The following is a 12,963-nucleotide window of genomic DNA, read 5'->3' as shown; positions in this document are numbered from 1 at the left end:
GGCGGGGGCGCCGCGGGCGGCAGCTGCCCCACGAAGTCGCTGGGCTGCGCCGGGGCCGGCGCGGGCGTCGGCGCGGCGGCCGGGATCGCGGTCGAGCCCGGCGTGGTGGGACGCGGCGCCTCGTGCGGCGGCGGCCCGGGGGCCGGCATGGAGAACAGCCGGGAGTGGTCGGGCGCGGGCTCGGCGGGGGACGCGGACGGCGCCGGGTAGTGCCGGTCGATCCGCGTCTGGTCGGTGATCGTGGCCTCGATGTGGATCCGCCGCGTGAGCTGCACCAGCTTGACCGCGGTGGGGCGTTCGGCGGGGTTGCGCGCCATCGCCGAGCGCAGCACGGGCAGCAGCGCGTCGGGCACGCCGTCGATGTCCGGCGTGCCCTGCATGATCTTGTAGAAGATCGACTCGAACGTCCCGGAGCCGAACGGCGGGCGGCCCGTCGCGCCGTAGGCGACCGTGCCCGCCCAGGCGTGCACGTCCGACGGCGGGCCGGCGTCCTCGCCCTCGATGATCTCGGGGGCCAGGTAGCCGGGGGTGCCGATCACCATCCCGGTGGCGGTCAGCCGGGTCGCGTCGGCGGCCTGCGCGATACCGAAGTCGATCACGACGGGCTCGCTGTCGACGAGCATCACGTTGCCGGGCTTCAGGTCGCGGTGGACGATCCCGGCGCCGTGGATCGCCGACAGCGCCGAGGCCAGCCCCACGGCGAGCCGCTGGAGCGCCGGCCCGTACACGGGCCCGGAGTCCTCGACGACCTCCTCAAGCGTGTTGCCGGGGACGTACTGGGTCACGATGTAGGGTCGCTCGGCCGTCACGTCGGCGTCGAGGATCTCGGCGACGTGCGGGCTGTGCACCCGGCGCATCGAGTCGACCTCGCGGGCCAGCCTGCGGCGCGCCGTGGCGTCCCCGGCGACCGCGGGGCGCAGCACCTTGATGGCCACGTTGCGGCCTTCGGAGTCGGCGCCGAGGTGGACGACGCCCATGCCCCCTTCGCCGAGGGTGTCCAGCACGCGGTAGTGGCCGATTCGCTCCCCGGACGTGACGGCTCCCTTCATCGTTTCCGAAACCCTACTCTCGCCGATCCGGACGAGAAGATCTAATCGTCATCATGCGGCCGCCGTCCCGTCGCCGGTGGACCCGCCCGTGGTACCGCCGTCCGCGAGCGCGCCCGCGAGCCTGCGGGCGGTCGGCCGGCGGGACGGGTCGCGCAGGAGGGCGGCCCGCAGCAGCCCGGCCAGCCGCTCGGGGACACCGTCGAGGTCGGCGTGGCCGCGCAGGATGCGGAAGCACACCCCGTGCAGCGAACCGCGCCCGAACGGCGGGCGTCCCGTCGCGGCGCAGGCGACCGTCGCCGCCCAGGAGAACACGTCCGACGCGGTGGTGGCGCGCTCCCCCTCGATCAACTCCGGGGCCAGGAAGGCGGGCGTTCCGACGACCATCCCGCGCCGGGTGATCTGCTCGGCGCCCGCCTCGTGCGCGATGCCGAAGTCGATCAGCGTCGGGCGGTCGCCCAGCACGATGACGTTGCCGGGCGAGACGTCCCGGTGCAGCACGCCCGCGTCGTGGACGTCGCCCAGCGCGAGCGCCAGCCGCCGCGCGAACCGGACGAGCCGGTCGGGCCGCAGCGGGCCGTACGCCGCGATCAGGTCGTTCAGCGGGCAGCCCGGCACGTGCTGCATCACCACGTGCGGGCGTGCGGCGCCGACCTCCCCGTCCAGGAGCCGGGCCACGTACTCGCTGCGCACCCGTGCCTGCGCCGACATCTCCCGGGCCAGGCGGAAGATCGCCTCCGGCTCCCCCGCGAGCTCCGGTAGCAGTTCCTTCACCGCGACCTCGCGGCCACGGGGGTCCATGGCCAGGTGCACCACCGCGGTGCTCCCCCGGCCGATCTCGGCCAGCAACCGATAGTCACCCAGCCGCCGCTGCGTCCCCATATCCGATTGGACGCCGAAACTCCCGCCCGCGTTCCGGACAAAACGGACCGAACGGTGTTCGGACCGGCTGGACGGTCAGGCCGGACGGCAAACCACTACTGCCTGCGGGCCGCCTGGCGGGCGCGGCGCTCCTCGCGGCGGGTCTCGAACTTCGTGGCGGAGTCGTCGAGCTGCTCCAGGAACTCGCCGAGTTCCTCGCGGGCCTTCTCGCCGTCGCCGGACAGGTCGGTGCGGTCGAAGACGTTCCACTTGCGCAGGACCGGGACGAGGACGTCGTCGTGGTGGAGGCGCAGGTCGTAGATGCCGGCGTTGGCGATGATGACGGACTTGCGCAGGAAGCCGTCGATGCTGTGGCCGGGCATGTGGAACGTGGTGACGACGTCGGTGATCGCCCGCATGGTCTCGTTCGGGGCGGCCTCCATCGCGGCGGCCATCAGGTTCCGGTAGAAGATCATGTGGAGGTTCTCGTCGGCGGCGATGCGGGTCATCATCTGCTCGCAGACGGGGTCGCCCGACGCCCTCCCGGTGTTGCGGTGCGAGACGCGGGTGGCGAGTTCCTGGAAGGAGACGTACGCCGTCCCGTGCAGGAACGAGTCGCCGTGGTCGGCCTCGTAGCCGGCCTCCATGTGGTGCATGCGGGCGCGCTCCAGCGCGACGGGGTCGACGGCGCGGGTGACGGTCAGGTAGTCGCGCAGGGCGATGCCGTGGCGGTTCTCCTCGGCCGTCCACCGGTTGACCCAGGTACCCCAGGCGCCCTCGCGGCCGTACACGGTGGCGATCGCGCGGTGGTAGCCGGGGAGGTTGTCCTCGGTGAGCAGGTTGACGATGAGGGACTCGCGCGCCTCGACGCTGAGCTTCGACTGCTCGATCGACCACGGCTCGCCGTCGAGCGGTCCGTCGAAGTCGCGGCCCTCGCTCCAGGGGACGTACTGGTGCGGGAACCATTCCCTGGCCATCGACAGGTGCCGGTTGAGCTCCGTCTCGACCACCGGTTCGAGGTCGTGCAGGAGGCCGGTCTGGAACTTGTCTTCGGGGGTCACGGACATGCGGTTCCTTCGCTGGACGATGTGTATTGCCTGACGGTGCCGCCGCGCCCGCGACACGAGGAGGGGCGGCCCGCGGGCCATACCTAACCTACGTAAGCGTAGGTTTCGATGGTCGCCACTGAGCGTGACCCGCGTCAAGTAAGCCCCGCGACAATCCGTCCGCGGCGAGTTTGTAGGTCCGGGGCAAAAGCGGCGTGACCTGGGTCACCACCGGGTCACCTCGTGTCGGCGGCCTGCTGCCACATGCGGTTCACGGCGGCCCTGAGCAGCGGCCTCGGCACGAGCTTGAGGGCGGGGAACGCCGCCTTGTACTGCATGCCGGGGATGCACAGCGCACGGCCGGCCGAGACGGCGTCCAGACCGGCCCGGGCCACGTCGTCACGGCGCAACCACAGGAGGTTCGAGGGGACGTCGTCCTCCGTGCGCGTGAAACCGGGGCACAGCGCCGTCACGTGGACGCCCTTGGCGGCGACCTCGGAGTGCAGGCTCTCGGAGAAGGCCGCCACGTACGCCTTGGTCGCCCCGTACGTCGCGCTTCCGGGCGAAGGGGCGAACCCCGCCATCGACGCGACGTTCAGCACCCCGCCCCGGCCGCGCTCGATCATGCCCGGCAGCACGGCGTGGGTGAGCCGCACGAGGGCGTTCACGTTCAGCTCGACCTGGGCCAGATGGTCGTCCAGCGGCAGTTCCGCGAACGGTCCAAAGGCGCCGTAGCCCGCGTTGTTGACCAGCAGCTCGACCGGGTCGGCCCGCAGCCGCGCCTCGACCTCACCGCGCTGCGCCGGGTCGATGAGGTCGGCCGCGACCACCTCCACGGCGACCCGGTACCGCTCGACGAGCTCGCGGGCCAGTCCGTCCAGCAGGTCGGCCCGGCGCGCCACGATCACCAGGTCGGTGCCGCGGCCGGCCAGGAGGCGGGCGAAGCTCTCCCCGATGCCGCTGGACGCGCCCGTCACGAGCGCGGTTCGGTACGCGTGTCGCATGGCGGCAGATGCTATCGGCCGATCTCGGCGACCCCGGGCGGCGCGCCCAAAATCACACGTAACGTTTCATACCGCCGCCGGCATGCGGGCGGTCAGCGGCCGGTGAACCGGGCCTTGCCGGGGCCCTCCTCCAGGAAGCTCTTCATGCCGTTCGCCTGGTCCTCGGTGGCGAACAGGGCGGCGAACTGGGTCCGCTCGATCTCCAGCCCGGTGTCGAGGTCGACCTCGAATCCCGCGTCGATGGCCTCCTTGGCGGCGCGCAGCGCGATCGCCGGGCCGCCGACGAACGTCGCCGCCCACTCCTTGGCCGCCGAGTAGACGTCGGCGTCCGGGACGACCCGGTCCACCAGGCCCATCGCGAGGGCCTCGTCCGCCTTGACGTGCCGCCCCGAGAAGATCAGGTCCTTGGCCTTGGCCGGGCCGATCAGCCGGGACAGCCGCTGCGTGCCGCCCGCGCCGGGGATGATGCCGAGCTGGATCTCCGGCTGCCCCACCTTCGCGCCCGCGCCCGCGACCCGGAAGTCGGCCGTCAGCGCCAGCTCCAGGCCGCCGCCGAGCGCGTACCCGGTGATCGCGGCGATGACGGGCTTCGGGATCCCGGCGAGCGCCTTGGCGAAGTCCTGCAGCAGCCGCGAGTGGCCCGCCGACATCTGCGCGTACGACATCGGCGCCATCTCCTTGATGTCGGCGCCGGCCGCGAACACCCTCTCCCCGCCGTACAGCACGACCGCGCCGACCGCCTCGTCCTGCGTGACCTCCCGGGCCGCGTCGATCAGCTCCCGCTGCATCTGGGCGTTCAGGGCGTTCATCTTCGGACGGTCCAGCCTGATCGTCGCGATCCCGTCCTCGACCTCGACCCGTACGAACTCGCCCACGGCGACCCTCCTGCTGCGTTTCGGCGCTGAACGGCTTCGAGCCTAACCAGCCGGTGTGCCGGAGTGACGGGCGGCACCGGAGTCGCGGCTGTCGTGCGCCGGGACGTCAGAGGCCCCTGGTAGCTTCGGTGACCATGCTCGTCGCCCACGCCACCTGGCAGGGCGGTGCGCTGTGCCTCTGGGCCGAGCGCACCGGCCCGTACGAGCCCGGGTCCGGCGTGCACCCGTTCGCCACCTGCGACTTCACCGGCACGTCGTACGAACCGCTCGTGCGGGGCGCGCTCCGTGTCGAGCTGTCCCTGTCGCTGCCGACCGTGTCGTCGCCGGATCTGGGCGACCACCCGCTGCCCTCCGCGGAGCTGCGGCCGGAGCCGGTGCGTGGCGAGCCGGAGCTGCGTCCGTGGCCGGTCCCGGCGCTCGTCCTGGAGCCGTTCGCCGCGATGGCGCTGCTCCAGGCCGCCGAGGACGGCGCCGGCGTCGTCCCCGGCACCGACCTGCGGTTCCTGTGCCTGCTCGCGGACGAGGCCGTCCATCTCGCGGAGCGCGGCCACGTCCTGCCCGCGCTGCTGCGCGAGGACGGCGACCTGGTGGCCCGCTGGCGCCCGGTGATCGACGACCCGGCGCGGTTCCGGGCGCTGGCCCGCGCGATGCCCGCCGCGTGCCGCGCCGCCGACGGCGGCCGGCCCGCCGGCGAGGTGCTGCGCGAGGCCCTGTCGGGGCTGGTCGACACCGCCGTCCGGGGCGTGGTGCCGCATCCGCTGCTGGTGTCCCGGCGCAAGCAGCCGGACCGGCTGCCGCTCGCCGAACGCTGGGTGGCGGCGCTGACCGGGCCGTCGCCGCTGGTCGCCCGCGAGCCGCGCGACGACCCCGGCGACCTGATCGCCGAGCTCGACGCGTGGGCCGCCGCCGCGCGCCGCCCGTCCGGCCCCCTGCGGGTGTGCTTCCGCCTGGCCGAGCCGGGTGCGGAAGAGTTCGAGGAGGAAGAACCGCGGGACGGCGACTCCTGGCGGGTCGAGTTCGCCCTCCAGGGCACCGAGGACCCGAGCCTGTACGTGCCCGCGGCGATGGTGTGGGCGGGCGAGGCGACCTCGATCCCGGATGCCGAGGAGACACTTCTCACCGGCCTCGGCCGCGCACTCCGCCTGTTCCCCGACATCGCGCCCGCCCTGGACGGCCCCGCACCGGGCGAACTCCCCCTCGACACCGCCGGCGCGTTCCGTTTCCTCCGCCAGGCCGCCCCGATGCTCGCCGCCGCGGGTTTCGGCGTCCTGCTCCCCCAGTGGGCGGGCAAGGCGAAGCTCGGTATGAAGCTCACCACCCGCACGGAGGACCCGGAGGCGTCGTCGGGCGCTGCCGCCCCCTCGGGTTTCGACCTCAAGGCCATGGTCGACTTCCGCTGGGACCTCGCCATCGGCGACGACGCCATCGACGAGGCCGAACTGGAGGAACTGGCCCGCCTGAAGACTCCGCTCGTCCGGCTACGCGGCCAGTGGGTCGAGCTGGACGAACGGCAGCTGGAGGCGGCCCTCGACTTCCTCCGCCACCCCCGCCGCGGCCGCATGACCGCCGCCGAGGCGATCCGCGCGATCGTCCACGCGGGCGACGACACCCTCCCCCTCACCGGGGTCGACGCCGCCGGCCCCCTCGGCGACCTCCTCTCCGGCGAGGCCGACCGCCGCCTCACCCCCATGCGGACGCCCGACGAGCTGGACGCCGAGCTGCGGCCGTACCAGGAGCGGGGGCTCGCCTGGCTGACCTTCATGGACAGATTGGGGCTAGGCGCCCTACTTGCGGACGATATGGGACTCGGGAAGACGATCTCCATCCTGTCGCTGCTCGTCCACGAGCGGGAGAACGCGGCCCGCCCCGGCCCGACGCTGGCGATCCTGCCGATGTCGCTGGTGGGGAACTGGCAGCGGGAGGCGGCTCGGTTCACGCCGAAGCTGCGGGTGTACGTCCACCACGGGACGGGGCGGCATCGCGGGGAGGAACTCGCCGAAGCCGTCGCCGGGGCAGATCTCGTCCTGACCACCTACGGGACGGCGACGCGGGACGCGGAGACGCTGGCCGGGTTCGCGTGGGAGCGGGTCGTCTGCGACGAGGCGCAGGCGCTCAAGAACAGCGGGACGCGGCAGGCCAGGGCGGTGCGGAGCATCCCGGCGCGCACCCGGATCGCGCTGACCGGGACCCCGGTCGAGAACCATCTGACCGAGCTGTGGTCGATCATGGAGTTCGCCAACCCGGGGCTGCTCGGGCCGCGCGGCGAGTTCCGGCGGCGGTTCGCGATCCCGATCGAGCGGGAGGGCGACGAGCAGGCGGCGCTGGCGCTGAAGCGGGCGACGCAGCCGTTCGTCCTGCGCCGCCTCAAGACCGACAGGTCGATCATCTCGGACCTGCCGGAGAAGCAGGAGATCAAGGTCTACTGCAACCTCACCACCGAGCAGGCGTCCCTCTACCGGGCGACCGTCGACGACATGCTCCAGCAGATCGCCGAGGCCGACGAGACCAAGCGGCGCGGGCTCGTGCTGGCGACGATGGCCAAGCTCAAACAGGTGTGCAACCATCCGGCACAGCTGCTCAAGGACGGCTCGCGCCTCCCCGGCCGCTCCGGCAAGCTCGAACGGCTGGAGGAGGTCTGCGCCGAGGTGGTGGAGCAGGGCGAGAAGGCCCTCGTGTTCACCCAGTACGCCGAGTTCGGCTCGATGCTCCAGCCCTACCTGGCGGCCAGGCTCGAACGACCCGTGCTGTGGCTGCACGGCGGGACGTCCAAGCAGGCGCGGGACGACCTCGTCCAGCGCTTCCAGGAGGACGGCGAACCCGCGGTCTTCCTGCTCTCCCTCAAGGCCGCGGGGACCGGCCTCACGCTGACCGCCGCCAACCACGTCGTGCACGTCGACCGCTGGTGGAACCCCGCCGTCGAGGACCAGGCCACCGACCGCGCGTTCCGCATCGGGCAGACCCGCAACGTCCAGGTCCGCAAGTTCATCTGCGTCGGGACGATGGAGGAGCGCGTCGACGAGATGATCGAGCGCAAGAAGGCCCTCGCCGAGTCGATCGTCGGCACCGGCGAGGAGTGGCTCACGGAACTGTCGGTCGCGGAGCTGCGCGACGTCCTGCGGCTGTCCCCCGAGGCGGTGAGTGACTAGTGGGCGAGGGCATCAGGGCCCGCAACAGGCGCGGCTCCATCGGCACGCAGTGGTGGTCGCGCCGCTTCATCGACCTCCTCGAATCGTTCGCCGACACGGGGCGGCTGTCCCGCGGCCGGACGTACGCCCGCAAGGGCCAGGTGTTCGACCTGAAGGTCGCGCCGCACGAGGTGACGGCGAAGGTGTGGGGCTCCGCACCGGACCCGTACGAGGTGGCCCTCGGCATCGACGCGATCGGCGAGGCGGACTGGCGGGCCGTCGAGAAGGAGCTGGCGTCCCGCGCGGTGTTCCGTGCCCGCCTGCTGGCCGGGGAGATGCCGCCGGAGATCGAATGGGTCTTCGCCGAACTCGGCCTCGCGCTCTTCCCCGGAGCGGCGTCCGACCTGCACCTGATGTGCGACTGCCCCGACTGGGGCGATCCCTGCAAGCACGCGGCGGCCGTCCTGTACCTGCTGGCCGAGGCGTTCGACGACGACCCGTTCCTCATCCTCCAGTGGAACGGCCGGAGCAGAGACCAGCTCCTGGCGGCCCTGCGGCGCGGCACCGAGACCGAACCCGATCCCCTCGACATGGCGGACGAGCCCCTCACGGCCGCCGGGTTCTGGGCGCCGCCGTCCAGGATGGCCCATCTCCGCGACCGTCCGGCCACGCCGCCCGTACCCCCCGGTTTCGTCCTCCAGATGGCCGCTCCCCCGCCGGTCAGGATCCGCCGCCGCCCGCTGACCGACGTCCTCGCCCCGGTCTACGAGGCCCTCGCGGAGAGCGCCCGCGAAACCGAGTGAGCCGGCGCCGCGTCCAGTACGGCGACCGAGCGCCTGGCCGCGGGCGGACCGTCCCAGGAACACCCGTCCCATGCCACCGGCGCCCAGCAATGCTCTGAGCCGGTAGGCCCGGCACCGCGCCAGTCCCGGGGGCTGGATAGAGCGCCGCCGATCGCCGTACCACGGGAATCGGTTTGCGGCCCTGCGATGGAATGTAGTACAACTGCTATCAACAATCATAGAGATATGGCAGTTGGTCGAAGTTGCAATATCGGGTGTAGCAGGAGGTGCACATGGAGGTGTGCCGGTGGCGGCGGAGAGCAAGGCCGACAAGGAGAACGTCCACAACCGGATCGCGGTGCTGAGGGCCGAGCGAGGCGTCTCGCGCCGCGAGCTGGCCACGGCGCTGGGGGTCCACTACCAGACGATCGGGTACCTGGAACGCGGCGAGTACAGCCCGAGCCTTCACCTCGCGCTGCGCATCGCCGGGTTCTTCGAGGTGCCGGTCGAGGTGGTGTTCTCGCTGACGCCGTTTCCGAGGCTGGGGAGCACACGATGAGAACCGGACAGGAGGCATCGGGGATGGGGACGCGCTGGAAGCGTGCGCGCAAGGACGCCGTGGAGAAGGAGGTGCTGCCCTCCTGGCACGCGACGCGGCGCCGCCGGCGGGTGCTCGCCGGGGCGGGCGCGGCCGCCATCGCCATGGTGTGGGCCGGGACGGTCGTGTCGTGGAACCTCGCGCCGAGCGACACGGCCATGTACTGGACGATCGGCCTGCTCGTGGCGGCGGTGGCGATCACGCTGCCGGTGATCGTCGTGCTGAACGCCGCCACCCGCGGAACGGTGTCGCTGGCGGAGGCACAGCTCGACGAGCGGCAGGTGACCGAGCGGCTCCGCGCCTACACGGTCGCGCACCAGGTGACGCTCGTGCTGCTGGCCGTGGTCGTCGTGGCGGTGATGAGCGTCCCGGGCGACCGCGGCACGTTCGTACCGATCGCGGCCGTCGTCACCGGGATCGTCTCGCTGTTCCTCACGCACCTGCTGATGCCGGTGCTCGTCGCCGGGTGGCGGCAGGCCGACCCGCCGCCCGACGACGAAGCGGAGGACGCGGAGACCTAGCGCAGGTCGCCGTTGGTCATGCCCTGCGGGGCGGGCGGCAGTGCGACCAGGCCCATCTCCGCACGTCCCGACAGCAGCGGATGGCTCGGCACCACGCGGACGCTGTACCCGAACGCGCCGCTGCGGTCCAACGGGACCTCGCCGACGTAGCGGACCCGGCCGTCCTCGACCGGGCCGCCGTGGTCCAGCTCCAGGTGGGACGGGCCGATCAGCGCGTCGGAGTCGTCCACCCGGCCGTAGACGGCCTCCACGGCGACGTCGGCCGGGTCGAGGCCGCCGAGGTCGGCGACCACGCGCACCGACAGCCGCGCGCCGACCTGCGGGCTCTCCTCCCCGTTGGACTCGACGTGCTCGACGGCGACGCGCGGCCACGCCTCCCGGACCCGCTTCTTCCACGCCGCGAGCGCCCGCGCGCCCGCGAACTTGTCGGCGACCATGGCGCGCTCGGACGCCGCCGCCGGGGCGTACAGGTCCTCGACGTAGTCGCGCAGCATCCGGGTCGCCAGCACCTTCGGGCCGAGGGTGGCGATGGTGTGCTTGACCATCTCCAGCCAGCGGCGCGGCAGCCCGGCCGGGTCCCGGTCGTAGAACGTGACCGAGACGTGCTCCTCGATCAGCTCGTACAGCGCGGCGGCCTCCAGTTCGTCCCGGCGGTCCGGCGCGGCGAGGCCGTCGGCGGACGGGATCGCCCAGCCGTTCTGGCCGTCGTACCACTCGTCCCACCAGCCGTCCCGGATCGACAGGTTCAGCCCGCCGTTCAGCGCGGCCTTCATCCCGGACGTGCCGCACGCCTCCAGCGGGCGCAGCGGGTTGTTCATCCACACGTCGCAGCCCTGCACCATGAGCTGCCCGAGCGCCATGTCGTAGTCGGGCAGGAACACGATGCGGTGCCGGACGTCCTCGGACCCGGCGAACCGCACGATCTCCTGGATGAGCCGCTTGCCGCCCTCGTCGGCCGGGTGCGCCTTCCCCGCGATGACGATCTGCACGGGGCGCTCCGGGTCCAGCAGGATGGAGCGGAGCCGGTCCGGGTCGCTCATCATCAGCGTCAGCCGCTTGTAGGACGGGACGCGCCGCGCGAACCCGATCGTCAGGACGTCCGGGTCGAGGGCGTCGTCGATCCAGGAGATCTCGGCCTCGCTCGCGCCGCGCTGCCGCCACGACTCGCGCAGCCGGCGCCGCGCGTCCAGGACGAGCCGGCGCCGCAGCAGGCCGCGCATCCGCCAGATCTCCGCCTCGGAGACGTTCCGCACGCCCTCCCAGCCGCGGCCGCTCTCCATCACCGACGGCAGTTCCCGGGCGGTGAACTCCAGGACCTCGCGGGCGACCCACGTCCCGGCGTGCACGCCGTTGGTGATCGAGCCGACGGGGACCTCGGCGGTGTCGAACCCGCCCCACAGGCCGCCGAACATCTCCCGGCTGACCTCCCCGTGCAGCCTGCTGACGCCGTTGACGCGCTGCGCCAGCCGCATCCCCATCACGGCCATGTTGAACACCGTGCGGTCGCCGCCGGGGTAGTCCTCGGCGCCGAGGGCGAGGACCCGTTCGAGGGGGACCTGCTCCGTCTCGTTCCCGCCGCCGAAGTACCGGCTGATCAGCTCGCGCGGGAACCGGTCGATGCCGGCGGGGACGGGCGTGTGCGTGGTGAACACCGTGCCCGCCCGGGTCGCCTCCAGGGCCTCGTCGAACGTCAGGCCCTCCTCCGACACCAGCTCGCGGATGCGCTCCAGGCCGAGGAACCCGGCGTGCCCCTCGTTGGTGTGGAACACCTCGGGCGCGGGGTGCCCGGTGACGCGGCAGTACGCGCGGATGGCCCGCACGCCGCCGATGCCGAGCAGCATCTCCTGCAGGAGCCGGTGGTCGCCGCCGCCCCCGTACAGCCGGTCGGTGATGTCGCGCGCCGGCTGCTCGTTCTCCTCGACGTCGGAGTCGAGGAGGAGCTGCGGGACGCGGCCGACCCGCACGACCCACACCTGCGCCTGCAGGCCCCGGCCCTGGGGTCCGCCGACGTGGCCGCGGCCCGCGGGGAGGCCGATGGTGATGCGGACCGGCGTCCCGTCCCGCTCGCGGAGCAGGGTGAGCGGCAGCCCGTTCGGGTCGATCGGCGGGTAGCGCTCCAGTTGCCAGCCGTCCGGCGACAGCGACTGCGCGAAGTACCCGTGCCGGTACAGCAGCCCCACCCCGAGGATCGGGACGCCGAGGTCGCTCGCCGTCTTCAGGTGGTCGCCCGCGAGGATGCCGAGGCCGCCGGAGTACTGCGGCAGCGCGGCGGTGATGCCGTACTCGGGCGAGAAGTAGGCGATGCAGGACGGCGCCTGGCCGGCCGGAAGGGCACCCGTGCGCGACTGGTACCAGCGCGGCGCCGTCAGGTACTCGCGCAGGTCCTCGGCGGTGTCCTGCAGGCGGCGCAGGAACCGCCGGTCCTCCGCCAGCCGCTCCAGTCGCTCCGGCGCGACCTCGCCGAGCAGCCTGACCGGGTCGTGGTGGACGGCCTGCCACAGCTCCGGGTCCACGGCGCGGAACAGGTCGAGCGTCTCGTGGTGCCAGGACCAGCGCAGGTTCAGGACGAGCTCCTCGAGCTGCCGGAGCGGCTCGGGGAGGACGGTGCGAACCGTGAAACGTCGGATTGCCTTCACACAACGCCACGCTATGCGCTGCGTCCCGATGGTGCGACAGCCGAGAAGGGAAGGCCCACCGAACCGACCGTCTCCAGAGACGCTCTTGAACTCCGCGATGCCCCGGGGCCGCAGGGGCTTTCCGTAGGGGCCGAGCACGCGGATCACGCGTTCCGGCGGCTCTCACCCGGGGTGGCCGAGGGGCCGCACAAAGTTATCGGAAACTACAGGACGGTAGGCGCCTGATCGCGGGCATGGGACGTTTCGGAAGTCTCGCGCGGGTAGAGGTGGCCTATGCACGTCGAGTCCGGAACGTCAAGCGCTCCCGGCATTCCGAGGCTTGGGCGCATCCCCATCCTCGATGTGGCGCCGGTGGTGGGGTGTGGCAGGTGGCCGGCCAAGGCCGTGGTGGGTGAGACGGTCGAGGTGTCGGCGACGGTGTTCCGTGAGGGGCACGAGATGCTGGGCGCGGCGGTGGTGCTGCGCACGC

General features: G+C 72.6%; 11 protein-coding genes. 5 read left to right on the top strand and 6 right to left on the bottom strand.

The features are described 5' to 3' along the window. From E1289_RS31690 to E1289_RS31670, 5 genes are all read right to left on the bottom strand, one after another. On the bottom strand, nucleotides 1-1,049 hold a 1,049-nt coding region (locus E1289_RS31690; RefSeq protein WP_131986815.1), incomplete at its 3' end, for a serine/threonine-protein kinase. A gap of 51 nt (nucleotides 1,050-1,100) precedes the next feature. Continuing rightward, nucleotides 1,101-1,928, bottom strand: coding sequence for a serine/threonine-protein kinase (locus E1289_RS31685; RefSeq protein WP_131986813.1), 828 nt, complete (start codon nucleotides 1,926-1,928; stop codon nucleotides 1,101-1,103). Nucleotides 1,929-2,023: 95 nt separating this feature from the next. Further along, nucleotides 2,024-2,974 (bottom strand): acyl-ACP desaturase, encoded by a 951-nt coding sequence (locus E1289_RS31680; protein ID WP_131986811.1) that lies wholly within the window; start codon nucleotides 2,972-2,974, stop codon nucleotides 2,024-2,026. Nucleotides 2,975-3,189: 215 nt separating this feature from the next. Beyond that, a complete protein-coding gene (locus E1289_RS31675) occupies nucleotides 3,190-3,957 on the bottom strand; it encodes an SDR family oxidoreductase (protein WP_131986809.1) in 768 nt (255 codons plus the stop codon). Nucleotides 3,958-4,049: 92 nt separating this feature from the next. Then, nucleotides 4,050-4,832, bottom strand: coding sequence for an enoyl-CoA hydratase-related protein (locus E1289_RS31670; RefSeq protein WP_131986807.1), 783 nt, complete (start codon nucleotides 4,830-4,832; stop codon nucleotides 4,050-4,052). Nucleotides 4,833-4,966: 134 nt separating this feature from the next. Here E1289_RS31670 and E1289_RS31665 point away from each other — a divergent pair, with 134 nt between their 5' ends. From E1289_RS31665 to E1289_RS31650, 4 genes are all read left to right on the top strand, one after another. Beyond that, nucleotides 4,967-7,978, top strand: a complete 3,012-nt coding sequence (locus E1289_RS31665) for a DEAD/DEAH box helicase (RefSeq protein ID WP_131986805.1) — start codon at nucleotides 4,967-4,969, stop codon at nucleotides 7,976-7,978. After that, entirely contained in the window at nucleotides 7,978-8,760 is a 783-nt protein-coding gene (locus E1289_RS31660; RefSeq protein ID WP_131986803.1) for an SWIM zinc finger family protein, read from the top strand. Before E1289_RS31665 ends, E1289_RS31660 begins: the two co-directional genes overlap by 1 nt. Nucleotides 8,761-9,040: 280 nt before the next feature. Continuing rightward, complete coding sequence (locus E1289_RS31655; RefSeq protein ID WP_131986801.1) at nucleotides 9,041-9,298, top strand: helix-turn-helix transcriptional regulator; 258 nt, start codon at nucleotides 9,041-9,043, stop codon at nucleotides 9,296-9,298. Then, nucleotides 9,295-9,858 (top strand): hypothetical protein, encoded by a 564-nt coding sequence (locus E1289_RS31650; RefSeq protein ID WP_131986799.1) that lies wholly within the window; start codon nucleotides 9,295-9,297, stop codon nucleotides 9,856-9,858. The genes E1289_RS31655 and E1289_RS31650 overlap by 4 nt, the downstream gene beginning before the upstream one ends. Here E1289_RS31650 and glgP read toward each other — a convergent pair. Next, nucleotides 9,855-12,494 carry an alpha-glucan family phosphorylase gene (glgP, locus tag E1289_RS31645; protein ID WP_131986797.1) on the bottom strand — a complete coding sequence of 880 codons (2,640 nt, stop codon included), beginning with the start codon at nucleotides 12,492-12,494 and terminating at the stop codon, nucleotides 9,855-9,857. The genes E1289_RS31650 and glgP overlap by 4 nt on opposite strands. A 273-nt stretch (nucleotides 12,495-12,767) precedes the next feature. Here glgP and E1289_RS31640 point away from each other — a divergent pair. Beyond that, nucleotides 12,768-12,963, top strand: a 196-nt coding sequence (locus E1289_RS31640) for a maltotransferase domain-containing protein (protein WP_131986795.1), incomplete at its 3' end; no start/stop codon positions are given.

The organism is Actinomadura sp. 6K520 (assembly GCF_004349245.1).
Taxonomy (GTDB): domain Bacteria; phylum Actinomycetota; class Actinomycetes; order Streptosporangiales; family Streptosporangiaceae; genus Spirillospora.
The sequence above is the reverse complement of the archived record's forward strand: the minus strand, read 5'-3'. Positions and strand labels throughout refer to the sequence as shown.

Bases quoted from the DNA above. Each gene is read 5' to 3' on its own strand.
- E1289_RS31685 (WP_131986813.1), bottom strand. From the start codon at position 1,928: ATGGGGACGCAGCGGCGGCTGGGTGACTATCGGTTGCTGGCCGAGATC.
- E1289_RS31650 (WP_131986799.1), top strand. From the start codon at position 9,295: ATGAGAACCGGACAGGAGGCATCGGGGATGGGGACGCGCTGGAAGCGT.
- E1289_RS31680 (WP_131986811.1), bottom strand. From the start codon at position 2,974: ATGTCCGTGACCCCCGAAGACAAGTTCCAGACCGGCCTCCTGCACGAC.
- E1289_RS31675 (WP_131986809.1), bottom strand. From the start codon at position 3,957: ATGCGACACGCGTACCGAACCGCGCTCGTGACGGGCGCGTCCAGCGGC.
- E1289_RS31665 (WP_131986805.1), top strand. From the start codon at position 4,967: ATGCTCGTCGCCCACGCCACCTGGCAGGGCGGTGCGCTGTGCCTCTGG.